This window comes from Micromonospora sp. ZG13 (assembly GCF_059359355.1).
Genome location: NZ_JCADBQ010000009.1, coordinates 213,559 through 237,912, shown reverse-complemented (window position 1 = coordinate 237,912; position 24,354 = coordinate 213,559). Strand labels below are relative to the sequence as shown.

16 protein-coding genes are annotated in these 24,354 nt (G+C 72.4%); 10 read left to right on the top strand and 6 right to left on the bottom strand.

The window, feature by feature from the left end; all coding sequences use genetic code 11:
* The first annotated feature begins 323 nt into the window (after positions 1-323).
* Positions 324-1,700 (top strand): FAD-dependent oxidoreductase, encoded by a 1,377-nt coding sequence (locus tag AC5L34_RS20215; RefSeq protein WP_441177607.1) that lies wholly within the window; start codon positions 324-326, stop codon positions 1,698-1,700.
* Between the two features lie 182 nt (positions 1,701-1,882).
* Positions 1,883-2,278 (top strand): hypothetical protein, encoded by a 396-nt coding sequence (locus tag AC5L34_RS20210; protein ID WP_441177608.1) that lies wholly within the window; start codon positions 1,883-1,885, stop codon positions 2,276-2,278.
* A 144-nt stretch (positions 2,279-2,422) separates the two neighbouring features.
* Here AC5L34_RS20210 and AC5L34_RS20205 read toward each other — a convergent pair whose 3' ends face one another.
* From AC5L34_RS20205 to AC5L34_RS20190, 4 genes are all read right to left on the bottom strand, one after another.
* Positions 2,423-3,883: an FG-GAP-like repeat-containing protein gene (locus AC5L34_RS20205; RefSeq protein ID WP_441177707.1), complete on the bottom strand. Its 1,461-nt coding sequence runs from the start codon at positions 3,881-3,883 to the stop codon at positions 2,423-2,425.
* Between the two features lie 241 nt (positions 3,884-4,124).
* Complete coding sequence (locus AC5L34_RS20200; RefSeq protein ID WP_441177609.1) at positions 4,125-5,117, bottom strand: alpha/beta hydrolase; 993 nt, start codon at positions 5,115-5,117, stop codon at positions 4,125-4,127.
* A 78-nt stretch (positions 5,118-5,195) separates the two neighbouring features.
* Positions 5,196-7,253 carry an N-acetylmuramoyl-L-alanine amidase gene (locus AC5L34_RS20195; RefSeq protein ID WP_494826394.1) on the bottom strand — a complete coding sequence of 686 codons (2,058 nt, stop codon included), beginning with the start codon at positions 7,251-7,253 and terminating at the stop codon, positions 5,196-5,198.
* Positions 7,254-7,273: 20 nt separating this feature from the next.
* Complete coding sequence (locus AC5L34_RS20190; protein WP_494826393.1) at positions 7,274-8,725, bottom strand: FG-GAP repeat domain-containing protein; 1,452 nt, start codon at positions 8,723-8,725, stop codon at positions 7,274-7,276.
* A 269-nt stretch (positions 8,726-8,994) separates the two neighbouring features.
* Here AC5L34_RS20190 and AC5L34_RS20185 point away from each other — a divergent pair, with 269 nt between their 5' ends.
* The 7 genes from AC5L34_RS20185 (at position 8,995) to AC5L34_RS20155 (ending at position 21,389) form a co-directional block, all read left to right on the top strand.
* Positions 8,995-12,270, top strand: a complete 3,276-nt coding sequence (locus AC5L34_RS20185) for a DUF2961 domain-containing protein (RefSeq protein ID WP_494826392.1) — start codon at positions 8,995-8,997, stop codon at positions 12,268-12,270.
* A complete protein-coding gene (locus tag AC5L34_RS20180; RefSeq protein ID WP_494826391.1) occupies positions 12,270-14,393 on the top strand; it encodes a family 43 glycosylhydrolase in 2,124 nt (707 codons plus the stop codon). Before AC5L34_RS20185 ends, AC5L34_RS20180 begins: the two co-directional genes overlap by 1 nt.
* Positions 14,394-14,515: 122 nt before the next feature.
* Positions 14,516-16,072 (top strand): sugar ABC transporter ATP-binding protein, encoded by a 1,557-nt coding sequence (locus AC5L34_RS20175; protein ID WP_494826390.1) that lies wholly within the window; start codon positions 14,516-14,518, stop codon positions 16,070-16,072.
* The gene (locus AC5L34_RS20170; protein WP_441177615.1) at positions 16,069-17,136 is read left to right on the top strand and encodes an ABC transporter permease; all 1,068 of its coding nucleotides are present in this window, start codon (positions 16,069-16,071) and stop codon (positions 17,134-17,136) included. The genes AC5L34_RS20175 and AC5L34_RS20170 overlap by 4 nt, the downstream gene beginning before the upstream one ends.
* 26 nt (positions 17,137-17,162) lie before the next feature.
* Positions 17,163-18,164, top strand: a complete 1,002-nt coding sequence (locus AC5L34_RS20165; RefSeq protein ID WP_494826389.1) for a substrate-binding domain-containing protein — start codon at positions 17,163-17,165, stop codon at positions 18,162-18,164.
* 52 nt (positions 18,165-18,216) lie between these two features.
* Positions 18,217-19,758 carry an FGGY-family carbohydrate kinase gene (locus AC5L34_RS20160; protein WP_494826388.1) on the top strand — a complete coding sequence of 514 codons (1,542 nt, stop codon included), beginning with the start codon at positions 18,217-18,219 and terminating at the stop codon, positions 19,756-19,758.
* Positions 19,755-21,389 carry a fucose isomerase gene (locus AC5L34_RS20155; RefSeq protein WP_494826387.1) on the top strand — a complete coding sequence of 545 codons (1,635 nt, stop codon included), beginning with the start codon at positions 19,755-19,757 and terminating at the stop codon, positions 21,387-21,389. The genes AC5L34_RS20160 and AC5L34_RS20155 overlap by 4 nt, the downstream gene beginning before the upstream one ends.
* Positions 21,390-21,413: 24 nt before the next feature.
* Here the strand turns inward: AC5L34_RS20155 and AC5L34_RS20150 are convergent, their stop codons facing one another.
* Positions 21,414-22,469 (bottom strand): LacI family DNA-binding transcriptional regulator, encoded by a 1,056-nt coding sequence (locus AC5L34_RS20150; RefSeq protein WP_441177620.1) that lies wholly within the window; start codon positions 22,467-22,469, stop codon positions 21,414-21,416.
* Positions 22,470-22,774: 305 nt separating this feature from the next.
* Here AC5L34_RS20150 and AC5L34_RS20145 point away from each other — a divergent pair, with 305 nt between their 5' ends.
* Complete coding sequence (locus tag AC5L34_RS20145) at positions 22,775-23,083, top strand: hypothetical protein (protein WP_494826386.1); 309 nt, start codon at positions 22,775-22,777, stop codon at positions 23,081-23,083.
* Here the strand turns inward: AC5L34_RS20145 and AC5L34_RS20140 are convergent.
* Positions 23,070-24,341: a glycoside hydrolase domain-containing protein gene (locus AC5L34_RS20140; RefSeq protein ID WP_441177622.1), complete on the bottom strand. Its 1,272-nt coding sequence runs from the start codon at positions 24,339-24,341 to the stop codon at positions 23,070-23,072. The two genes, AC5L34_RS20145 and AC5L34_RS20140, sit on opposite strands and share 14 nt — an antisense overlap.
* Positions 24,342-24,354 lie beyond the last annotated feature (13 nt).

The window sequence follows — 24,354 nt, the reverse complement described above, 5'->3', positions numbered from 1 at the left end:
AAGACCATGCGCGAGACCGGCGCGGACATGAAGGTCAAGTACAAGGAGACGGCGCGCGGCGGACTGGCCGTCAACGTCATCGAGTGCTGATCCGCCCGGTACGCACCGCCACCCCGGGGTGCGACGCCGGCAACGTCTGCGCGACGCCGGGCCGAGGTCCGCGCCCTGCCGGCGTCGGCATCCCTCGGGTCCCCGCTCTCGGCCGACGCCTGTGCGACGATCGTCGGACGTCGCGCCGACCGGTGCTCCCGCCGGTCCGCCCCCGCGCCGGTCCCGGGCAGGCAGGCGGGAAGGCACACACCTCGTACCCCTTGGAGGGCGTCATGTCCCTGTCCCCGGCCCGGGTCCTCGCCGGGCTGAACGCGGTGCGACCACCCGACCAGGCGTCCCCCGTCGTCGGCAGGGCCGTCGTGGTCGGCGGCAGTGTCGCCGGGCTGCTGGCGGCCCGCGTGCTGTCCGACTACGCGGAGAGCGTCGTGATCATCGATCGCGACGACCCGCAGGGGACCGGCGGGCGACCGGGCGTGCCACAGGGGACGCAGCTGCACGCGCTGCTGCCCGGCGGCTTCCTCCTGCTCGAGCGCCTGTTCCCCGGCTTCCGCGAGCAGGCCCTGGCCCAGGGGGCGGTCGAGGCGCCACCCGCGGCCCGGCGCAGCTACCTCGACGGCCGCCTCAAGGTCGTCGTGCCCGACGACGCCGACAGCCTGGCCGGCACCCGGCCCCTGCTGGAAGGGCTGATCCGCCAGCGGGTGCTTCGACTGCCCAACGTCAAGACGGTCACCGCCCGCGCCACGGGTCTCGTCTGCGAGGGTGGCGCGGCCACCGGGGTCCGCTGCGAGGCCGGCGGGGTGACGGGCGTCGAGTCGGGCGACCTCGTGGTCGACGCCATGGGACGATCGAGCAGGCTCTCCGACTGGCTGGAGCAGGCCGGCTGGCAGCGGCCCGCCCTGCGGCGGATGACCGTGAACCTCAACTACGCGACCGCTCTGTTCCGGCGCCGGGAGACCGACCCGCGGGCCACGGTGGTCATGGCGTTGCACACCCCGGGGACGTCGTCGGACGTGGCTGGCGCCGCGTACTTCGCCGTCGAGGACGGGCGCTGGATGGCCATGATGGCCGGCTACGGCGACAACCGCCCAGGGCGCACCGCGGACGACTTCGTACGCCGGCTGCGGGAGCAGTTCCCGCCGGAGTTCGGCGAGATGGCCGGAAACGAGATGCTCGGCGACGTCCGGACCTACCGCCACGCCGACAGCCGGCGGCGTGACTTCCACGCGCTGCGGCGGCTCCCGGCCGGGCTGGTCAGCGTCGGTGACGCCGTCGCGTCGTTCAACCCGGTGTACGGACAGGGGATCACGGCGGCTGCCCTGCACGCGGCGTGCCTGTCGACCTACCTGCGGTCTCGTCCCGGTCCGGGAGTGCCCGCGCGCCGGTTCTTCGCCCTTCAGAAGGTGGTCGTCGACGTGGCGTGGTCGATGTCGACCTCCGCTGACCTGGCGCTGCCGCACGTCGACGGGCCCTATCCGCGCGGCTACCGGCTCTCCAGTTGGGTCAGCAGGCAGATCGTCCAGGCGACCGTCACGGACGTGCCGACGGCGCGACGCTTCAATGAGGTGGTCTCCCTTCGCGCCCACCCGAGAACGCTGGCCACGCCCGGCGTGCTCCTGGGCGCGCTGCGGGCCAACCGTCGCGCCCGCTGAGCAGGCCGCCGCGCCCGCTTCCGGGAGGGCGCGTCACGCGATGGACCCCGGCGGGATGCGACATCTTGCAGCCGACACCGCCGCGTGCAAGACGCCCGCCGGGAGGCCGCGTCGGCTCCTACCGTGAAGTGCGCGGCGGCCAGCAGGTCGACGCCTCCCTCCCGGACAGGACGGTAGAACGCATGCGCGCAACCAATCCGACCACCCGGAACCGCTGGCTCGCCTCGCTCGGTGTCGCCGCCGCCACCGTGGCTGGTCTCGCCGTACCCCAGCAGGCGCAGGCCGCCGCCGGCGACGTCAGCTACGTCCTGAACCACACCAACGTCCGCGTCTGCGGATCGGTGCGGCAGATCCAGTGCCCGGACGGGCTCGGCGCCAACGGCGTCAAGGGATCGGTCGTGGGCAACCAGTGGGACCAGACCTGGTGCTGGCGCGACGGCGAGTGGGCCGGCGAGCCCTCCACCAACCGCTGGTTCAAGATCACCGCGAACACCACCGCCGGCTGGAAGACCGGCTGGGTCAGCGCCGCCCAGGTGCCCATCCAGGCGTCCGTCCCGTGGTGCTCGAGCTGGAACTGATCTTCCGTCCACCGCCGGACCTCGACTCGGCACTGCTGAGACGGCTGCGGGCCCCGCTCTCCCCGGCAAGGGAGCGGGGCCCGCAGCTTCACGCGGCGCCCTTCGCCTCACGGCGCCCCCGGCGGGACGGCCGGGGCGCCTGACTCAGAGGGTGGTTTCGCCGTTGAGGCCGAAGTAGTCGTGCCATTTGGTGGCGGGGTTGAAGGTGGTGCCGGTGGAGAGTCCTACGTAGACGTCGTTGGTGGTGTTCTTGGTGAAGACGATGATGTCGTCTTTGCCGTCGCCGTTGGCGTCGGCGAGGTAGGGGAATTCGCCGGGGAGGCAGAAGAAGTCGTTCCATTTGATGGTGGTGCCGGCGAAGGTGGTGCCGGTGGAGGTGGCGGCGTAGACGTCGGCGTTGGTGTCGCAGGTGAAGGTGACGATGTCGTCTTTGCCGTCGCCGTTGATGTCGCCGACGCGGGGTTTTTCGTTGCCGACGGCGAAGAGGTCGTGCCATTTCTGTGGTGGGCCGAATCCGGTGCCGGTGGAGAGGGCGATGATGACGTCGGCGGCGGTGTTGGGGCCTTGGGTGAAGGTGATGATGTCGTCGCGTCCGTCGCCGTTGACGTCGCCGAGGGCGGGGTGTTCGCCGGGGATGGAGAAGTAGTCGTGCCATTTGATGGCGGTGCCGGTGAAGGATGTTCCGGTGGAGAGGGCGACGTAGACGTCGGCGTTGGTGTCGTGGGTGAAGGTGATGATGTCGTCTTTGCCGTCGCCGTTGACGTCGCCGATGGCGGCGACTTCGTTGTGGGGGGCGAACCAGTCGTGCCATTTGGTGGAGGGGTTGAAGCTGGTGCCGGTGGAGGTGGAGACGTGGACGTCGGCGAGGGTGCCGTGGGTGAAGGCGACGATGTCGTCGCGTCCGTCGCCGTTGAAGTCTCCGGTGAGGAGGGTTTCGCCGTTGAGGCCGAAGAAGTCGTTCCATTTGTTGGAGGTGCCGGCGAAGGTGGTGCCGGTGGAGGTGGAGACGTAGACGTCGTTGAGGTTGCCGTGGGTGAAGGTGACGATGTCGTCCTTGCCGTCGCCGGTGAAGTCCGTGGGCGAACCCGCCAGATACCGACCACCGGACGGGGACGGGCCGCAGTTGTCGCTGACCAGGTACTTCTGGTGGTACTGGCCGGGGTACGGCGCCAGTGACGTCCCGTTGATCACGATCGTCTGCCCGACGCCGTTGTAGAGCTGCTCGTAGTGGATGTGCGCGCCGGACGAGTTGCCGGTGCTGCCCGTGGTGCCGATCTGCTGGCCCTGCTGCACGTACGCCCCGTCGGGCACGGAGTAGGAGCTGAGGTGGAAGTAGTAGGTGGTCCACCCGCCGCCGTGGTCGATGACGATGTAGTTGCCGGCGCCGCTGGGCTGCGAGTACCGGCGGGCGACACCGGCCGCGGAGGCGAGCTGCGGCGTGCCGGCGGTGGCTCCGTCGGACCGTACGAAGTCCAGGGCCAGCCGGACCTCGGCGCTGTGGTGCCCGTACGTCCACCGCTGCCCGCACGGGAACGGGGCCTTGAAGTTAGGCGCGGCGAGTGCGGGGGACGAGGTGACCACCGCCCCGGTCAGTACGCCGACCACCAGGGTGAGCAGGGAGACCAGGATGCGACGCACCCTGCTCCTCGAATGCCGTGACATGGGTGACTCCGGTCAGGGAAGAGTCGGACGGGTGGGTCGCGCACCGCCAGGGCCCGGGCGGGGCTCGTCGCGCGCGGGAAAGGACCGGCTGCCGGGCCGGAACGCACCGACCCGACAGCGGTGGGGATGGCGGAGCCGACGACGCGCCGCCCTAATACGACGGCGGCGCGTCGTCAGCCGGGAATCAGCCGGCGCGGCGCAGGCGCGCGAGCATCCCGTTGAGGTCGTCGACGAAGACGTTCTGCCGGAAGACGTGACCGCCAGGCACCTCCCGCCCCTCGTGCGGGATGCCGGCCCGTGCCAGGGCAGCCCGGAACTCCCGCTGACCGGCGAGCACCTGCTCCTCGTTGATCCGGTCCCAGAAGTTGACAGGTTCCGGCGAGGTGCCGGCGACCAGGAAGACGCGCTTGTGGCGGTAGCTCTCGATACGCTGGATCGGGTTGTCGGCGCTGACCCGCGCCTCGTCCCACAGCGGCACGCCGTACACCGTGCCGCCGCCGAGGTCCATGGCGGCGGAGGTCGCGTTGGCCCAGTGCACGACGAGCCCGAAGTCCCGGCGCAGGCTGGCCGGGCCGGAGTGGGAGCTGACCGAGCAGAAGTGCCCGTAGTACTTGGCGGTGTACTTGAGGGCGCCGAACCCGCCCATCGAGAAGCCGGCCACGGCGCGGCCGTTGTACTCGGCGAACGTGCGGAAGTTCGAGTCGATCCACGGCAGCAGCTGTGCCATGTGGAACGTCTCCCAGTTGCGGGGCCCGGTGTTGCTGCTGACCGGGTTCGAGTACCACCCGGTGGAGGCGTCCGGCATGACGACGATGAGTTCCCTGCCGGCGGTCAGGTTGATGATGTTGTGGTGCAGGTGGAACTCCCGGAAGTCCGATCCGCCGCCGTGCAGCAGGTACAGCACCGGGTAGCGCTTGCCGCTGGTGTGGTAGCCGTCGGGGAGCAGGACGTTGACCGCCGGGTCCCACTCGATGGCGTCGGTGACGAACCGGTAGTACTGCAGCCGGCCGTAGTTCTCGTGCCGGAGGATGCGCAGGCCGTGGCCGTCGCGGGCGGCGGCGGCCGGCCCCTGGGCGGCGAAGGCGCCGCCCAGGGCGCCGGCCGCGGCGACGCCCGCGGCGCCGGTCAGGAGCCGCCGGCGGCTGACGGACTGACGGACGGCAGGGATGTTGTCCATGATTCCTCCATCGGGGTGGACCGCGCCGAAGGGACCACGCAGGCGGCGCGGAGCTTTCTTTCGTCTGTGCGGGACGCTTCAGAGGGTGGTTTCGCCGTTGAGGCCGAAGTAGTCGTGCCATTTGGTGGCGGGGTTGAAGGTGGTGCCGGTGGAGAGTCCTACGTAGACGTCGTTGGTGGTGTTCTTGGTGAAGACGATGATGTCGTCTTTGCCGTCGCCGTTGGCGTCGGCGAGGTAGGGGAATTCGCCGGGGAGGCAGAAGAAGTCGTTCCATTTGATGGTGGTGCCGGCGAAGGTGGTGCCGGTGGAGGTGGCGGCGTAGACGTCGGCGTTGGTGTCGCAGGTGAAGGTGACGATGTCGTCTTTGCCGTCGCCGTTGATGTCGCCGACGCGGGGTTTTTCGTTGCCGACGGCGAAGAGGTCGTGCCATTTCTGTGGTGGGCCGAATCCGGTGCCGGTGGAGAGGGCGATGATGACGTCGGCGGCGGTGTTGGGGCCTTGGGTGAAGGTGATGATGTCGTCGCGTCCGTCGCCGTTGACGTCGCCGAGGGCGGGGTGTTCGCCGGGGATGGAGAAGTAGTCGTGCCATTTGATGGCGGTGCCGGTGAAGGATGTTCCGGTGGAGAGGGCGACGTAGACGTCGGCGTTGGTGTCGTGGGTGAAGGTGATGATGTCGTCTTTGCCGTCGCCGTTGACGTCGCCGATGGCGGCGACTTCGTTGTGGGGGGCGAACCAGTCGTGCCATTTGGTGGAGGGGTTGAAGCTGGTGCCGGTGGAGGTGGAGACGTGGACGTCGGCGAGGGTGCCGTGGGTGAAGGCGACGATGTCGTCGCGTCCGTCGCCGTTGAAGTCTCCGGTGAGGAGGGTTTCGCCGTTGAGGCCGAAGAAGTCGTTCCATTTGTTGGAGGTGCCGGCGAAGGTGGTGCCGGTGGAGGTGGAGACGTAGACGTCGTTGAGGTTGCCGTGGGTGAAGGTGACGATGTCGTCGCGTCCGTCGCCGGTGAAGTCCGTGGGCGAACCCGCCAGATACCGACCACCGGATCCGCCGCCGGCGTTGACCAGCGAGATGTAGTGGTTCCAGTTCCAGTGGGGACCGGGGTCGGTGTGGTCGTTGCCCGGCAACTCGTGGTGGCCCTTGATGGCGGTACGGTTCTTCGGCAGGCCGTACTTGTCGCACAGGTAGCGGGTCAGCGCCGCCGACGAGCGGTACATGCTCTCGGTGAACCAACTCGGGTTGTCGACGAAGCCCTCGTGCTCGATGCCCACCGAGTACGGGTTGGCCGAGCGCGCGTGGTAGGCGGTGTCGCCCTCGCGCACCATCTGGGTGATCTCGCCGTTGCTCGACTTCACGACGTAGTGCGCGCTCACCCCCGCCGACGGGTTCTGGAACCAGCTGATCGTCCCCGCGTACGAGCCCTGGGTCACGTGCACCACCACGGTCGTGATCCGCGAGGAGCGGCCCGCCGCGTAGTTGCCGCCGTACGCCGAGACCCACCGGGCCGGCGCGTACTCGGGCACCGCCGCGGCGAGGGCGGCCGGTGGGGCCGCACCGGCGGGGGCGACGCTGGCGTACCGGCCGAGTTCCGGCTGCACCCGCTGGGGCGTCACCCGTACGGAGGCGGTGGTGATGCCGACGCGGAGCAGGTCGTAGACGTGGTCGGCGTACAGGCGGGCCGTGGCGTCGTCGGCGGCGTGCGCGTACCGCGCGACCACCGGGTACCAGGCCGAGACGCGGTCCCGGTCGGCGGCCGTGAGCCGCTCGGCGTCGGCGATGTCCCGCAGCAGGGCGGCCCCGCCCCTGATGTTGGCTGAGGTCACCGCCTTCAGTGCGGCCACCGGCTGCCCGGCCAGCTCGGCCGCCCGTTCCAGCGTGCGCTGGCGGGGGTTGCTGACCAGGTGCATGACGCCGTAGCCGTTGGCCTGGCTGGGCTGCCCCTCGTGCCCGTCCAGCCGGGTCTCGCCGTAGCCGACGGCGACCAGCACGTCCCTGGGTACGTCGAACTCGCCGGCCGCCCGGGTGAAGGCCGCCTCCAGCGGGCTGGCCGGCGCGGCGGTGGCCGGCGCGGCCGGGCTCAGCAGCGTCGCCGCGAGGACGGCGGCGGCGCCCGCGCGCCAGGGGAGTCTGTCGGGTCTCATGGTGGTCTCCCGTCCGCGCGTCACAGGGTGGTCTCGCCGTTGAGGCCGAAGTAGTCGTGCCACTTGGCGCTGGGGCCGAAGGTGGTGCCGGTGGACAGGGCGACGTGGACGTCGTTGGTGGCGCCCTTGGTGAACACGACGATGTCGTCCCTGCCGTCGCCGTTGACGTCGGCGAGGTAGGGGAACTCCCCGGCGAGGCAGAAGAAGTCGTGCCACTTGACGGTGGTGCCGGCGAACGACGTGCCGGTGGAGGTGGCGGCGTAGACGTCGGCGTTGGCGTCGCAGGTGAAGGTGACGATGTCGTCTCTGCCGTCGCCGTTGATGTCGCCGACACGGGGCAGTTCGGCGCCGACGGCGAACAGGTCGTGCCACTTCTGCGGCGGGCCGAAGGAGGTGCCGGTGGAGAGGGCGACGATGACGTCGGCGGCGGTGTTGGGGCCCTGGGTGAAGGTGATGATGTCGTCGCGTCCGTCGCCGTTGACGTCGCCGAGGGCGGGGTACTCGCCGGTGATCGAGAAGTACTCGTGCCACTTCACCGCCGTCCCCGCGAACGACGACCCGGTGGAGAGCGCCACGTAGACGTCGCCGGCCGCGTTGTGGGTGAAGGCGACGATGTCGTCGCGGCCGTCGCCGTTGACGTCGCCGACCGCGGCGATCTCCGCGCCGGGGGCGAACCACTCGTGCCACTTCTGTCCGCCGCCGAAGCTGCTGCCGTTGGACAGCGCCACGTAGACGTCGCCGGTGTTGCCGTGCGCGAAGGTGACGACGTCGTCCCTGCCGTCGCCGTCGACGTCGCCGGTCGAGGCCGTCTCGCCGCCGATGGAGAAGAAGTCGTTCCACTTCACCGAGGTCCCGGCGAAGCCGGCGCCCGTTGAGGTGCTCACGTAGACGTCGGCGAGGGCGTTCTGGGTGAAGGTGATGATGTCGTCGCGGCCGTCGCCGCTGACGTCGGTGGCGGAGCCACCGGCGATGGCGTGGGTACGCGCCGCCTCGTTGAGCAGGGCCCGTGCCTTGGCCGCCACCTGGTCGTAGCGGTCGGGGAAGCCGGAGCGCTGCACGCACTGGGCGACCTGGCCGGCGCTGTAGCGGGGGTTGTTCCGGTCGCAGACGATCGCGCGGGTGATGTACTGCGTGCTGGCGTAGACCGGGTCCATGATCTGCTCCGGCGTTCCCCAGCCGTAGTCCCAGCGCTGTTGGAACACCCCGAGCGAGGACTTGTCGCCGCACGGCAGGTTGTTCATGTGCGACTCGACCCAGCCGGCCTCGAACGCCGAGAGCATGACCTTGTCGTTGACGTTGTGGGCGCGGGCGACCCGGTAGACGATCACGCTGATCGCGGGATCGTGGTTGGCGGGGATGGAGGAACAGGCCAGCGTGCCGATCGGAGCCTCGGCCTGCGCCGGCGCGGTCGCCACGACTGACGCCAGCGCGGTGCACAGGCCGACCAGCAGGGCGAGGGGAGTGCGTCTCACGATGCTCCTCTGGGGGTGTCAGCGGTTCCGTCGCGGAGGCGCGTTGCCGCCGGTCAGCCGCCGGGGGTTCGCCGCGGCACCTGGTCGCCGGCGTGGGAAATCGATTGCTGGGAGTATCGCCAGGACGTCTACGGCTGTCAATGCGTTCTGGAATCTTCCTTCGGCAACTGAGCGGTGCCGGTAAAGTATTGACATCCCGCGATGTCCCCCGGTTAACTGCCGAGCAATCGATTTCCCGCCGCTCCGCCGGTCATCCTGGAGGGACATCCATGAAGCCCCACGTACGCCGCTGGCTGGCTCTCGCCGCGGCCGCGGCGACCATGATCCCCCCGGCGGCGGCGCACGCCGCCGAGCCCGCCCCCACCCCGCGCGGCGCCGGCACCCTCGCCGTGGCCGACGACAAGGGCCCGGTCGGCTGGGACGTGTACCGCCGCCTCGACCGGCTCCCCGAGCTGGCCGCCGGCAGCCGCACCCGGCAGTTCTCCAGCTTCGCCCGCGACGGCTCCAACGACGACGGCTTCGTCGGCACCTACTCGTGCCTGCGCCAGTCGGGCGGCTGCGTCATCGCCGAGGACCGCGGACCGGGCGAGGTGCAGTCGATCTGGTTCACCCGCGACGACGGCAACGTCAGCGCCACCGGCTGGATCCGCATCGAGCTCGACGGCGTGACGGTGGTGGACACCAACCTCCAGCGCCTCGTCGACGGCGGCCTCGGCCACCCGTTCGTGTGGCCGCTCGTGACCAACGCCGACCAGACCTCCGGCGGGGTCACGGTCAAGGTGCCCATGCCGTACCGGGAGTCCATGCGGATCACCACCCAGTTCAACCCGCTGTTCCACCACGTCACCTACCGCACGTTCGCCGACGCGGTCGGGGTGTCCAGGTTCGACCCCGCCGACCCCGCCACCGACGTGGTCGAGAGGCTGCGCGCCGCCGGCCAGCGCGACCCGAAGCCGAGCCAGCCCGGCGCGAGCACCAGGACCGCCCGCGTCGACGTCCCCGCGGGCGGGCAGGCGACGCTCGCCGCGTTCACCGGCCCCGCCGCCGTCACGGCGTTGCGGCTGCGGCTGCCCGACGCGGCGGCCACCGCGTCGACGCTGTCGGGCCTGCGGCTGCGGATCACCTTCGACGGTCGCGCCACCGTCGACAGCCCGGTGGGCGAGTTCTTCGGCGCCGGGCTCGGCGAGCGCTCCGTGCGCTCGCTGATGTTCGCCATGGACTCCGCGCCGGGCGGCTGGTACAGCGCCTGGTGGCCGATGCCGTTCCGGTCCACGGCGACGCTCTCCGTCGCCAACACCACCGGCGCCGCCGTCGCCGGCGTCCAGGCGGAGGTGACCACCGCGCCGGGCGCCGCCTGGGCCGCAGCGCTCGCCGCCGACGGCGCCGCCGGCTACTTCACCACCCAGTCGCGCCGCGCCGAGACCGTGGGGGGCAACGACTGGATCGTGGCCGACCAGCCGGGCCGGGGGCGCTTCGTCGGGGTGTCGCAGACCGCCCGTGGACACATCATCGGCGGCAACACCCGCAACTACCTGGAGGGTGACGAGCGCATCCACGTCGACGGCTCGCCCACGCCGCAGATCTACGGCACCGGCACCGAGGACTTCTACGAGTCCGGGTGGTACTTCAACCGGGGGGAGTACAGCGGCGTCTTCACCGGCAACACCGCCCACCTGTTCCGCTCCGGCGGCTGCGTCGACGAGTGCGACGCCATGTACCGGCTGATGATCGGCGACGCGGTCCCCTACGCCACGGCGCTGCGCTTCGGCATCGAGCACGGCCCGACCAACGACATGCCGGCCGACTACGCCTCGACGGCCTTCCTCTACACCCAGCCGACGGTCGCCCTGCGCCGTACCGACACGCTGGTCACCGGCGACGCCGCCAGCCGCGCCGGGCACGCGTACACCGACTCCGGCACCCAGCATTCGCTGACGGCGCCGTACGAGGGCGACGACGACAACGTCCCCGTCACCGGCCAGGTGCGCGCCAGCGGCGGCGCCGTCAGCTTCCGGCTCGCCGTCGACCCCGGCAACCAGGGCGTACGGCTGCGCCGGCACGGCGACCAGGCCGCCGCGTACCAGCAGGCCGCCGTCTCGGTCGACGGCAGGCCGGCCGGGGTGTGGCGGCAACCGCTGGGCAACGACCGGCAGCGCTGGCTGGCCGACGAGTTCGTCCTCCCGGCCGCGCTGACCGCCGGCCGGTCGACGGTCACAGTCACCCTGACCCCGGCCGCCGGCGCCCCGGCGTGGACGGCGGCCCGCTACGAGGCCGACAGCATGGTCGCCCCGTTCCTCGACATCACCAGGCCGGGTGCGGTCGCCGGTCTCGCCCTGGCCGGCGGGCGGGTGCACGCCATCGGCCTGTCCTGGTCGCCCTCGCCCGACGACGTGGGAGTCGCCGGCTACCGGGTCTACGCCTCGCGCAACCCCGGCGTCGCGATCACCCCGGCCAACCTGGTCGGCACGACCCGCGCGACCACCTTCCGGCACGGCCCGCTGCCGGCCGGGCAGACCCGCCACTACCGGGTCGTCGCGGTCGACGGCGCCGGCAACGCCTCCGCGCCGTCGGCCGAGGTGTCGGCCACCACCCGTACGCGCAACACCAGCGACGCCAACGGCGACCGCCGCGACGACGCCGTCGCGTTCACCCGGGGCGCCACCGCCGACGTGACGACCTCCCTGTCGGACGGCGCCAGGTTCGTGCCGGACAGCCGCGTCTGGAACGACTTCTTCGCCGTCGGCGAGGAGATCCCGCTCACCGGCGACGTCGACGGCGATGGGCGGGCCGACATCATCACCTTCACCCGGGGCGACAGCGCGGACGTCTACGTGGGGTTGTCGACCGGCACGACGTACGCCGCCGGGGTCAGGTGGCACGACTTCTTCGCCACCGGCACGGAGATCCCCGCGGTCGGCGACGTCAACGGCGACGGGCGCGCGGACATCATCACCTTCACCCGGGGCGCCACCGCCGACGTGTACGTGGCGCTGTCGACCGGCAGCGGCTTCGGCCCGGGCGTCAAGTGGCACGACCACTTCGCCCTCGGCGACGAGCTGCCGGCGGTGGGCGACGTCGACGGCGACGGTCGCGACGACGTGGTGACGTTCACCCGGGGCGCCACCGGCGACGTGTTCGTCTCCCTCTCCGACGGGACCCGGTTCGTCGAGGACGGCTGGAAGTGGCACGACTCGGTGGCGCTCGGCGATCAGCTGCCGGCGCTGGGCGACGTCGACGGCGACGGTCGCGACGACGTGGTGACGTTCACCCGCGGCGCCACCGGCGACGTGTTCGTGGCGCTGTCCGACGGGACGCGGTTCGTCCCGCAGGTCGCCAGGTGGCACGACTGGTTCTCGGTGGACGACGAACTTCCCGGCATCGGCGACTTCAACGGCGACGGAAGGGCGGACCTCGTGACGTACACCCGGGGGACCAGAGCGGACACGTACGTGGCGCTGTCGACCGGCGGCGGGTTCGGCGCCGGGGTCAGGTGGCACGACCAGTTCGCGCCCGGCACCGACCTGCCCCGCCCGAGCGTGTCGTGATGCGCGCGCCCCGGATGCTCGCGGTGCTCCTGCTCGGCGCCGCGCTGCTGACCGTCCCGGCCGCGCCGGCCGCCGCCGAGGACGTCGTACGGGCCGAGGCGGAGTCGCTGGCGGTGGTGTCGGCCACCGCCCCGGTCGAGGCGCAGTCGAACTGCTGCGGGGTCGCCTGGTCGGCCGGCCGCCAGCTGTGGCTGCGGGGCGCCCGGGCGGGGGACTCGGTCACCGTGACGCTGCCGTCGGTGCCGGCCGGGCAGTACGACATCGGCGCGGTGCTCACCCGCGCCGCCGACTACGGCACCCTGCGCTTCGCCGTCGACGGGGTGGCCGTCGGTCAGCTCTTCGACGGCTACGCCCCCACCGTGCGGCGCGTCGAGGCGGTGCCGCTGGGGTCGGCCTCGCTCGCCGCCGGCAGCCACCGGCTGACGGTGACGGTGACCGGCCGCTCCGCCTCCTCGACCGGGTTCTTCGCGGGCCTGGACACGCTCACCCTGCGCCGCGTCGGCCCGCTGGCGGCGGTCACCACGACGGCGTACGAGACGGTGGGCGAGACGCCGGCGCGCGGGCCGCTGACCCGGGTCTACGACCCGGGCGTGGGGGAGCCGACAGCGTGGTACTACAACGACCACACGATCGTGCGCGACCAGCGGACCGGGGTGTGGCACGCCTTCGCCATCGCCCACGCCGAGCCCGGCGCGCCGCAGGACGAGAAGAGCTTCGGCCACGCCACGGCGCCGACGCCCACCGGGCCGTGGACGAAGCAACGACCGGCGTTGACGGCCGACCCGGCGAGGGGCGAACAGTGGATCTGGGCGCCCCACGTCGTCTACGACCAGGGCGTCTACCACATGTTCTACGCCGCCGGCAGCCCCGACTACGCCAACTACCGGATGCACCTGGCCACCTCGACCGACCTGTTCACCTGGACCCGCAGCCCCGCCAACCCGCTGTTCACCGACGGCTGGGAGGCCCGCGACCCGATGGTGACCCGCGTCGGCGACCGGTGGGTCATGTACTACACGGCGACCTCGAACCCGCAGGGCGGCAACCACGTGGTCGCGTACCGCACCAGCACCGACCTGCGCACGTGGAGCGGCCGGGGCGTGGCGTACGCGTCGCCGCACACCGGCCGGGCGGCCGGGCAGACGGAGTCGCCGTTCGTGGTGCGCCGGGGGGACTGGTGGTACCTCTTCGTCTGCTGCCACGGCACCGACTACGGCGCGGCGTACCGGCGCACCGCGGTCTACCGCAGCCGGGACCCCCTGCGCTTCGAGGGGGCGGAGAAGGTGACCGTGCTCGACGCGCACGCCGCCGAGGTCGTGGTGGACGGCGACAACTGGTACCTCAGCCACGCCGGCTGGGGCCAGGGCGGGCTGTGGCTCGCCCCGCTGACCTGGTCCAGTCAGGTGGTCGCCCGGGGCTACCAGGTGAGCACCGGCTTCCTGCGCGCCGACGTACGCACCTGGCCGCACACGCGCCTCGCGTCGCTGGCGGTCGACCCGGCCGGCGGCGGGGCGTACCGGGCGGCGCTGGACTCCTCGCACCGGGGCACCGGTCCCTACCTGGCGGTCGGGCGCTTCGACGTCACCGACCGGGCGGGCCCGCCGGCCCGGGTGGACGTCTCCGCCGACGGCTCCCGGATCCACCTGGTCGGCATGCGCATGGGCGACGAGCCGGTCACCGCCGACTGGCTGCTGACGGTGGCGCCGCGCTGGAGCGGGCCGGCGTTGCAGAGCGACGTCACCTGGTCGGTGACCGGCCCGACGACGGCGCCGGTGTGGGAGGTGGCGTTCAACGTCGACGGCGCCCTGCCGTCGGTGGGCGACCCCGCCGTGGCGGCCCGCCCGACCGGTGACGTGACCGGGATGCCGACGTGGTCGATGACCTCCGGGGCGAACCTGTCCCTGGTGGCGGCGCACCGCTGGGCCTCCGCGTGGCGCGGCGACAACACCTGGTACGACGCCGGTCACGCGATGGCGGCCTGGCAGCCGCTCTGGCGAAACGGGGGCGTGGCGTGGCCGCCGGGGGCGTACGCGGGCGGCACATGGCGGTTCGCCGCCAGCGGGGCGGGGCGGGACACCGCGTTCGCCGAGACCGTGCACGCGGCGGTCAACGCGGTGCCCTGAGGGGGGCCGCCGGTGCGGGTCGGGCGGCGGGGCGGCAGCCCGGCCCGTACCGGGGCGTTGACACGACTTCGACGCTCCTCTATGTTGCCAGAAATCGATTTCCGATCTCTCCGGAGGCCCGCATGAGCGACCAGGTCGTCGTCGCCATGTCCGGCATCGCGAAGCGCTTCGGCGGCGTGCACGCCCTGCGCGGCGTGGACCTCGTCCTGCGGGCCGGCGAGGTGCACGCCCTGCTGGGGGAGAACGGGGCCGGCAAGTCGACCCTGATCAACATCCTGTCCGGCGTCGTCACCGACCACGACGGGCAGATCTCGGTCGGCGGCGAGCCCGTACGCTTCGCCGGTCCGGCCGCCGCCCAGGCCGCCGGCATCGCCACCATCCACCAGGAACTCGACCTCGTGCCGGCGCTCTCCGTCGCCGAGAACCTCGTGCTCGGCCGGGAGCCGCGCACCCGGCTGCGGACGCTCGACCGGCGCGCCATGACCCGCACCGCCCGCGACTGGCTGGGCCCCCTCGGCGCGCAGATCGACCCACGCCGGCCCGTCGGTTCGCTGCGCGTCGGCGAGCAGCAGCTCGTCGAGATCGCCAAGGCGCTCTCCCTCGACGCCCGCGTGCTCATCATGGACGAGCCGACCGCCGCGCTCGGCGATGCCGAGGTGCGGCGGCTGATGTCCACCATCCGGGCGCTACGCGAGCGCGGCGTGGCCGTCGTCTACATCTCGCACCGGCTCGAGGAGATCGAGCAGATCGCCGACCGGGCCACCGTCCTGCGCAACGGCGAGGTGGCCGGCACGCTGCGCCCGACGCGCGCCGACCGGCAGCGGATCATCACGCTGATGGTGGGCCGTCCGGCGGAGGCGCTGTTCAGCGAGGGATCCACCGGGCCCGCGCGCCCCGCGGGGGACCCGGTGCTGGAGATCGACGACCTGACCGTACGGCCCCGGGGCACCCGCCCCGGGCGCTGCGAGCCCGCCGGCGTCAGCCTGAGCGTCCGCGCCGGGGAGATCGTCGGCCTGGCCGGCCTGATGGGGGCGGGCCGCACCGAGCTGCTGGAGACCCTGTACGGCGCCGGCCCGCCCGGGCGCCGCAGCGGCCAGGTCCGGTTGGCCGGCCGCCCGTACGCCCCGCGCGACCCCCGCGCGGCCCTGCGCGCCGGCGTCGGCTTCGTGCCGGAGGACCGCCGCCGCTCCGCCCTGGTCCTCGAGCACCCCGTGGGTCGCAGCATCGTGCTGGCCGCCCTGAGCCGGCTCACCACCGCCGGATTCGTCCGCGGCGGGCGCGAGCGCGACGCGGTACGCCAGCAGGTCGCCGCCCTGGCGATCAGGACGTCGTCGGCCGCCGCGCCGGTCGGCTCCCTCTCCGGCGGCAACCAGCAGAAGGTCGTCTTCGCCCGGCACCTGCTCACCCGCCCACGCCTGCTGCTGCTCGACGAGCCGACCCGGGGCGTCGACGTCGGCGCCAAGGCGGAGATCTACCGGCTGCTGCGCCGGCTCGCCGACGACGGCATGGGCATCCTGCTCGCCTCGTCGGAGCTGCCCGAGCTGACCGGCGTCTGCGACCGGATCGTGGTCCTGCGGCGCGGGCGGGCCGTCGCCGAACTGCCGGCCGACGGGTGCACCGGCGAGGACATCCTGACCGCGGCGATGGGCGGCACGTCCGCCGGAGGAGACGACCGATGACCCACCTGCGCGCACCGGAGAAGGGGTCCGGCACGCCGGTGCCGGGCGGCGGCGGCGACCGGTGGTGGCACCGCCCCGGCGGCCGGGGCGAGCTCGTCGAGCGGCTCTTCGCCGTGCAGAGCCTCTTCGCACTGCTGGTGGTGTTCGTGCTGGCCATCGCCGTCTCGCCCCGCCGCGACGGCGAGATCCTGTTCCTGTCCACCGAGAACCTCGGCAACATCGTCCGCGCGGTCTCCGAGATCGGGATCATCGCGGTCGGCATGACGTTCGTCGTGCTGCTCGGCGGCATCGACCTCTCCGTCGGCGCCATCCTCGGCCTGTCCGCCGTCGGCACCGCGACGCTGATGGTCGACTCGGGGCTCGGCATCCTTCCGGCGGTCACCGTCGTCCTGCTGATCGGCGCCCTCTTCGGCGCGTTGCAGGGCTACGCGACGGCCCGGCTCGGCATCCAGTCGTTCATCGTCACCCTCGCCGGACTCCAGGTCGCGCGTGGCCTCGCCCGGATCTGGTCGGGCGGGCTCGGCATCCCGATCGCGTACGGCGACGGCCCGCAGGAGGCGCCCCCGGCGTTCGAGATCCTCAACGGCACCATCAACGGCGTGGTGCCCGTCCCCGCGGTGCTGTTCATCGGCATCGGCGTGGCCGCGATCGTCGTGCTGCGCAAGACCGCGTTCGCCCGCCACGTCTACGCCATCGGCGGCAACGAGAAGGCCGCCCGCCTCTCCGGCGTGCCCGTGCTGCGCGTCAAGGTCGCGGTCTTCGCCATCGCGGGCCTGCTCGCCGCCGTCGCCGGCATCGTCCACGCCGGACAGCTCAACCAGGGCAGCCCCAACGACGGCGCCGGTTACGAACTCGACGCCATCGCCGCCGTGGTCATCGGCGGCACCAGCCTCGCCGGGGGCACCGGCTCGATGGGCGGCACGCTCGCCGGGGCGCTGCTGCTCGGCATCCTCAACAACATCCTCGCGCTCAACAACATCGACGCCAACGTGCAGCTACTGATCAAGGGACTGGTGATCGTGGCCGCCGCCGGGCTGCAGAAGCTCCGCCGCAGCATCGTCTGAACCGCCACCGAACAAGGAGCGTCATCATGCGCACCCGTACCGTCCTTCTCGCCCTGCTGTGCACCGGCGCGCTCGCCGCCTCCAGCGCGTGCAGCGTGGAGAAGCCGTCCGACGGCCGCGACGCCGCCGCCAGGAACTGCGGCACCGGCAAGGACTTCCTGATCGGCATGTCGCAGGCCAACAACGCCGAGCCCTACCGGCAGGTCATGAACAACGACGTGCAGACGGCGGCGAAGTCCGTCCCCGGGTTCAGCGTGGTGGTCTCCGACGCCGCGCAGGACAACAGCAAACAGGTCGCCGACGTGGAGAACTTCCTCACCCAGAAGATCGACCTGCTGATCATCTCGCCGAACGAGGCCAAGCCGCTGACCGCCGTGGTGCGCAAGGCGTACGACCGGGGGGTCCCGGTGATCGTGCTCGACCGCAAGGTGGAGGGCGAGGCGTACACGGCCTTCGTCGGCGGGGACAACGTCGCGATCGGCAGGGCCGCCGGCGAGTTCTACGCCACGACGCTGCTGCCCGACGGCGGCAAGGTCATCGAGATCGCCGGGCTGCCCGGCTCCACGCCGGCGGCCGAACGCGCCCAGGGCTTCCGGGAGGGCATCGCGGCCAACCCGAAGATCGAGGTCGTCGCCTCCCAGCCGGGGGACTGGCTGCGCGAGAAGGGCCAGTCGGTGGCCGACGCGCTGCTCAAGGCTCACCCCGACGCCGCCGCCGTCTACGCCCACAACGACCCGATGGCCGAGGGCGCGTACCTGGCGGCGAAGGCGGCCGGGCTGCACACGAAGGTGAAGTTCACCGGCATCGACGCCCTACCGGTGCCGTCGGGCGGCATCAAGGCCGTCGAGCAGGGCCGGCTCGCGGCGACCTTCCAGTACGCCACGGGCGGCCGGGAGGCCGTCGACCTGGCCCGCAGGATCCTCGTCGACTGCGCCGGGGACGTCCCGCGTACCACGACCCTCGACACGATGCGCGTCACGAAGGAGAACGCGACCGAGACGTACGCGAAGCTCGGCGGCGTCGCCTGAGCACCGACCCGTCACGGCCCGACGGCCGCGACCCGCACCTGAAGATCGGGGGATGGCTGGCATGACGGTGGCCGCGGTGCTCGGCGTCGACATCGGCACGTCCAGCAGCAAGGGCGTCCTGGTGGACCTGTCCGGGGGCGTGCTGCGCTCCGCGGTGCGGGAGCACCGGGTGGACCGGCCGCGACCCGGCTGGGTGGAGATGGACGGCCGCATCTGGTGGGACGAGTTCGTCGGCCTCACCCGTGAGCTGCTGGCCCCGCGCGACGCCCACGTGGTGTCGGTCGGGGTCAGCGGCATGGGGCCGTGCGTGCTGCTCACCGACCCTGCCGGCACGCCCCTGCGTCCGGCCATCCTCTACGGCGTGGACACCCGCTGCACGCCGCAGATCGCCCGGCTCACCGAGCGCTTCGGCGCCGACGAGATCCTGCGCCGGTGCGGCTCGGCGCTGTCGACCCAGGCGGCGGGGGCGAAGGTCGCCTGGGTCGCCGACGCCGAGCCGGAGCTCTTCGCCCGGGCCCGGCGGCTGTTCATGCCGAGCTCCTGGCTGCTCTGGCAGCTGACCGGCCGGTACCTGCTCGACCAGCACTCGGCCAGCCAGTGCACGCCGCTGTACGACAGCGCGGCGCAGACCTGGTACCGCCCCTGGGCCGACGAGATCGCCCCGGGGCTGGAGCTGCCCGAGCTGCGGTGGCCCGGCGACGTGGCGGGGACGGTCACCGCCGGGGCCGCCGCGACCACCGGGCTGGCGCCGGGCACCCCGGTCGTGACCGGAACGATCGACGCCTGGTCGGAGGCGGTCAGCGTGGGCGCCCAGGGCGTCGGCGACCTGATGCTCATGTACGGCACCACGATGTTCCTCGTGCACACCGTGCCGCACCCGCTGACCAGCCCGTCGCTGTGGGGCACGGTCGGCGCGCTGCCGGGCACCCGCAACCTGGCCGGCGGTATGGCGACCTCCGGGGCGATCACCGGGTGGCTGCGGGAGCTGTTCGACGCCGCCGACTACCCCGAGCTGCTGCGCCTGGCCGAGCGGTCCGGGCCGGGCGCGCGGGGCCTGCTCATGCTGCCGTTCTTCGCCGGCGAGCGCACCCCCATCCTCGATCCCGACGCCCGGGGCGTGATCGCCGGCCTGACGCTCTCCCACGGGCGCGGCGACATCTACCGCGCGGCGCTGGAGGCGACCGGGCTGGCCGTGCGCCACAACATCGAGACGATCGAGGCGGCCGGCGGCGACATCCGCCGCGTCGTGGCGGTGGGCGGCGGCACCCGGGGCGACCTCTGGACGCAGATCGTCTCGGACGTCACCGGCCGGGCGCAGCACGTCCCGTCGATCACCATCGGCGCCAGCTACGGCGCCGCGTACCTCGCCGCCGGGGCGGTGCAGCCGGTCGACATCCACCGCTGGAACCCGATCCGGGAGGTCCGCGAGCCGCGCGCCGAGCTCGCCGCCGACTACGACGAGCTGTACGGGCTGTACCGGCAGTTGTACGCCGGCTCGAAGTCCGTGGCCCACGCGTTGGCGGCCCGCCAGGCGCGCCTCGCGACCCCGCCCCAGCCAGGAACCGACGAGCCGATGGAGGAAGTCAACCCGTGAGCAACTACACCATTCCGGTGCTGGTCGAGCCGCCGGCCGCCGTCCCCCGGACGGTCTACACGGTCGCCAGCGGCGACCTGCGGCCCGCCGCGAACGTCACCGGTTGGCCGACCCAGCAACGCCTCGAGTCGGACCTCGCGGCCGCGGTCACCGCCCTGGGCTGGCAGACCCGGCGGACCCACCCGGTCGACGACCGCGCCGGTCACGGCTTCATCGACAGCCAGCGCGCCGGCATCGAGGTCTTCCAGCAGATCCCCCTCGACGCCCCGCTCGTCGTCGTGGAGGCGGTGTGGCAGTACAGCCACCACGTGCTGGCCGGGCTGCGCGCCCACCGGGGCCCGATCCTGCTCGTGGCGAACTGGAGCGGCGAGTTTCCGGGCCTGGTGGGCCTGCTGAACCTCGCCGGCAGCCTCACCAAGGCGGGCGTGCGGTACTCGGCGTTGTGGAGCGAGGACTTCACCGACGAGTGGGCCCGCAACGGGCTGAAGGCCTGGCTGGAGACCGGCGAGGTGGTCCACGACGAGAGCCACGTTCGGGATCTGCCGCCGCTGCCGTCCGACCCCGAGGTAGCGCTCGGCGTGGCGTTGGCCCGGCAGCTCCGGCGCCGGCCGGCCGTCATCGGCGTCTTCGACGAGGGCTGCATGGGCATGTACAACGCGATCATCGACGACGAGCTGCTCAACCCGCTCGGCATATACAAGGAACGGCTGTCGCAGAGCGCGCTGGTGGCGGAGATGTCGCGGGTGTCCGACGAGGAGGCGCAGGCGGTGCGGGCGTGGCTCGACGCCGCCGGGATGACCTTCCACACCGGCACGGACGAGGCCATCGAGCTGACCGACGCCCAACTGCTCAGCCAGTTCAAGATGTACGTCGCCGCGCTGCGCATCGCCGACGACTTCGGCCTGGACGCGGTCGGCATCCAGTACCAGCAGGGGCTCAAGGACACCGTGCCGGCGAGCGACCTGGCCGAGGGGCTGCTCAACGACGTGTCCCGGCCGCCGGTCACCAGCCGGGACGGCACGCGCGAGCTGTACGCGGGGCGGGCCCTGCCGCACTTCAACGAGGTCGACGAGGGCGTGGCGGTGGACTCGCTGGTCACCAACCGGATCTGGACCGCGATGGGGATGGACCCGGCCACGACCCTGCACGACATCCGCTGGGGGGAGTCGTACGGGCCGGACTTCGTCTGGGTGTTCGAGATCTCCGGCTCGGTGCCCGCCTCGCACAACGGCGGCTACGACCGGTCGTACAGCATGCGGCAGCCGCCGATGTACTTCCCGCTGGGCGGCGGCACCCTGAGCGGTGTCTCCCGACCGGGCGAGATCGTCTGGTCGCGGATCTTCATCATGGACGGCGTGCTGCACGCCGACCTGGGCCGGGGCACCGTGGTGGAGCTGCCGGCCGCCGAGACGCAGCGTCGGCTGCGGGCCACCACCCCGCAGTGGCCGATCATGCACGCCGTCCTGCACGGCGTGGGCCGCGACCAGCTGATGGCCCGGCACAGGGCCAACCACGTCAACGTGGTCTACGCCGATGACGCCGACGCCGCCGACCGCGCCCTGCGGGTCAAGGCCGCGATGCTCGACGCGCTCGGGGTGCGGGTGCACCTGTGCGGCGACGTGTCGCTGTGATCCCGGGCGCGCTGCGGCGCGGGTTCAGCGGGCCTGGGCGGGCAGCCCGCCCCGCCCGGCGGTGGGCTGCCCGCCCGGCCCACCCGGCGAGCGGACCGAGCTTTCGCGTATCCGCAGGGTGGTCCGCAGGGTGACGGTCGAGGAGGCCTTCGCGGGGTTGGCGATCCGCTCGGTGAGCAGCGACGCCGCGGCCCGCCCCAGGTCGTACGTGGGCTGTGCGACCGTGCTCAGCGAGGGGCGCACCAGGTGGGCCCAGGGGATGTCGTCGAACCCCACCACGCCGCACCGGGCGGGCACGGTGACACCCCTGTCGACCAGGCACTCCATCGCGCCCACGGTCATCAGGTTGTTGGTGACGAAGACCGCGTCCGGCGGCTCGGCCGCGCCCAGCAGGGACGCCATGGCCCGGTAACCGCCGTCCTCGCGGAAGTCGGCGTGGCGGACCATGTCCTCCGGCACGCTCCGGCCGGCCGCGCGCAGGGCCTGCTGGTAGCCGCGCAGCCGCTGCACCGCGGTGGAGATCCGGCGCGGTCCCGTGATGCAGGCGATCCGGCGGTAGCCGCCGTCGACCAGGTGGGCGGTGGCCGTCTCGGCGCCGTGGACGTTGTCGACGAGCACGGTGTCCACGGCCACCCCGTGGGGCTGCCGGTCGATGGCCACGACCGGCATCCCGGCCTCGGTGAGCCGGTTGATCAGGGCCGGTCGCCCCGACGGCGAGATGATCACCCCGGCCATGCGTTCGGCCAGGGCCGCCGTCACGTAGCGGGTCTCCTTGTCGGGATCCTCGTCGCCGTTGCAGAGCACCACGGAGAAGCCGGCCTCCTGCGCCACGTCCTCGATGCCGCGTACCAGCGAGGTGAAGAACGGGTTGCCGATGTCGGAGATGATGACCGCCCAGAGGCTGGTGCGCTGCCGGCGCAGGCTGCGGGCCACCGCGTTGGGTCGGTAGTCCAGGTCGAGCATCGCCTGGCGTACCCGCGCCGCCAGGTCCGGATCCACCGACGAGTGGCCGTTGAGCACCCTCGACACCGTCGACGCCGAGACCTCGGCCACCCGAGCCACGTCGTAGATGGTCGTCATGTGGCCGCCCCTGTCGGTGTCGTACGCTCGGTCCCGCGTCGGCCCCGGAGGCAGCCGTACGCGCGAGCGCCACCGTGCGTCGCGACCCGCCGTCCGAGAGTGTCCGCCTGAGATCCTATAGGGCAGGCAATCGATTTCTCCCCACCGTCCCAGCCCCGCCCGCCGACGGCGGATCCGGGCCCCGCCAGCGGCACCCCGCCGCACGCCGGGACGGTGGCGCGAGCCGTGCAGAGTGGGGATGCCCGCACCGGCGTGGACGTCCGGCAGCGGTCGGGAGTGCGCGGTGGTGTGGGGAGGAGCGGGGCGTGACGTCAGACGGGGCGAGTGATCTGTCGCGGGACACCGCCCGGACCATCGGGCTGGCGAGCCGGATCCTGCTGGCCTACTTCGACGACGACATGGCCCAGGTGGCGGCCCTGGTCAACCCCCGCCCGCAGGAGGCCGTCGAGGCGCTGATCGTCCTGGCCCAGTCGGCGATGGTGCAGGCCACCGGCGGGCCGGACGAGGCGATGACGAAGCTGCGCGAGTTCGCCGTACGGGCCGAGATCGAGCTGGGCGAGTGCTACCCGGACCGACGCGTCGACCCGGGTAGCACTCCGCTCAGGCGCGGGTGAGGCGTACGGCGTCGGCGACCACGTAGCCGCTGCCACTGGTCCAGCGGCTCACCCCGACCTTGTTGGCGTCGCCGGCCGCGAGGGTGAACACGCCGATCGACACCCACCGGCCGCCGTTGACGCGCTGGTCGACCGGCACCGTCCGGTTGCCCGAGGCGGTGGCGACGATGTACGGCGTCTGGCCGTTGTACCCGGGATCGGCCGGGTACCAGACCGAGATCTCGTACGTCCCCGTCTCCGGGATGTTCGCCCGGTACCAGGCGACGTCGCTGGCCGACGCCGGGTTCGCGAAGCGGTAGTCCGTGCCGAACCGGCTGCCGGAGTACGCCGACGTGCTCCAGTTGGTGCTCGCCGTGAACCGGCCGGACGTGGTGTTGTCGACGGTGGTGCTCCACTGCTGCGGGGGCGGCTGCTGGGACGTGCTGACGTCCAGGTAGTTGCGGTCGATCTTCATCGTCACGCCGCCCCAGGTCTCCGTCACGTCGCCGGCGTACTGGTGCAGCCGTTGGTGGTTGGCGTAGTACGCGTCGGAGCAGTAGGCGCCGGCGTCGGTGTCGGCCACGCCGTTCCACCAGGCGATCCAGATCTGGTCCAGCCTGGTGTAGCTCGCGTTGTCGTACTCCAGGCAGACGTCCCGGATCCCGGAGGATCCGCTGGAGTACATGCCGGCCAGGTAACCCCGGGTGTGCAACCGGTCGACCCAGCCGGACAGGAACGACAGCACCGCGGCGCGGCACGCCGTGGTGGTCGGGTAGTGCTCGATGTCGTTGTAGATGGTGCTGCCGGCGCCGATGCCCAGCGCCTGCGCGGCGTTGGCGGCGCTGTCGGCGGCGGTGCGGCCCTGCGAGCGCGCGGTGGCGGGGTCGGCGGACATCTTCGGCGCGCGGGTGCCGCAGGGCGCCTGGTAGCCGAGTTCGATGGGGATGAGCCGCCAACCGTTGGCGGTCTGGTTGCTGACCCAGGTCGCCGTCAGGTTGGGCTGCGCACAGGTGCGGCTGGCGCCGCTGATGTAGATGCCCACCGCGCGGTACGGCGAGCTGGCCCGCCAGGCGTTCATCGCCGACTGCGACGGGGCGGCGCAGGTGTCGAAGCCCTTACCGACGAAGGTGCCGGGCTGCGGACCGACGGCCGACACCGCCACGGACTGCGGCTGCGGCGGTGGGGCCGGCGTGGACTCCGCCGCGGCCGCCGATCCGAGCGCGGTGGTGAGCGCCGCCGTGGTGGCGAGGCTCATCAGCCAGGTGGTGGTCCTCTTCATCCGGTCTCCCTCG

Bases quoted from the DNA above. Each gene is read 5' to 3' on its own strand.
- AC5L34_RS20215 (WP_441177607.1), top strand. From the start codon at position 324: ATGTCCCTGTCCCCGGCCCGGGTCCTCGCCGGGCTGAACGCGGTGCGA.
- AC5L34_RS20210 (WP_441177608.1), top strand. From the start codon at position 1,883: ATGCGCGCAACCAATCCGACCACCCGGAACCGCTGGCTCGCCTCGCTC.
- AC5L34_RS20200 (WP_441177609.1), bottom strand. From the start codon at position 5,117: ATGGACAACATCCCTGCCGTCCGTCAGTCCGTCAGCCGCCGGCGGCTC.
- AC5L34_RS20195 (WP_494826394.1), bottom strand. From the start codon at position 7,253: ATGAGACCCGACAGACTCCCCTGGCGCGCGGGCGCCGCCGCCGTCCTC.
- AC5L34_RS20185 (WP_494826392.1), top strand. From the start codon at position 8,995: ATGAAGCCCCACGTACGCCGCTGGCTGGCTCTCGCCGCGGCCGCGGCG.
- AC5L34_RS20180 (WP_494826391.1), top strand. From the start codon at position 12,270: ATGCGCGCGCCCCGGATGCTCGCGGTGCTCCTGCTCGGCGCCGCGCTG.
- AC5L34_RS20175 (WP_494826390.1), top strand. From the start codon at position 14,516: ATGAGCGACCAGGTCGTCGTCGCCATGTCCGGCATCGCGAAGCGCTTC.
- AC5L34_RS20170 (WP_441177615.1), top strand. From the start codon at position 16,069: ATGACCCACCTGCGCGCACCGGAGAAGGGGTCCGGCACGCCGGTGCCG.
- AC5L34_RS20165 (WP_494826389.1), top strand. From the start codon at position 17,163: ATGCGCACCCGTACCGTCCTTCTCGCCCTGCTGTGCACCGGCGCGCTC.
- AC5L34_RS20160 (WP_494826388.1), top strand. From the start codon at position 18,217: ATGGCTGGCATGACGGTGGCCGCGGTGCTCGGCGTCGACATCGGCACG.
- AC5L34_RS20150 (WP_441177620.1), bottom strand. From the start codon at position 22,469: ATGACGACCATCTACGACGTGGCTCGGGTGGCCGAGGTCTCGGCGTCG.
- AC5L34_RS20140 (WP_441177622.1), bottom strand. From the start codon at position 24,341: ATGAAGAGGACCACCACCTGGCTGATGAGCCTCGCCACCACGGCGGCG.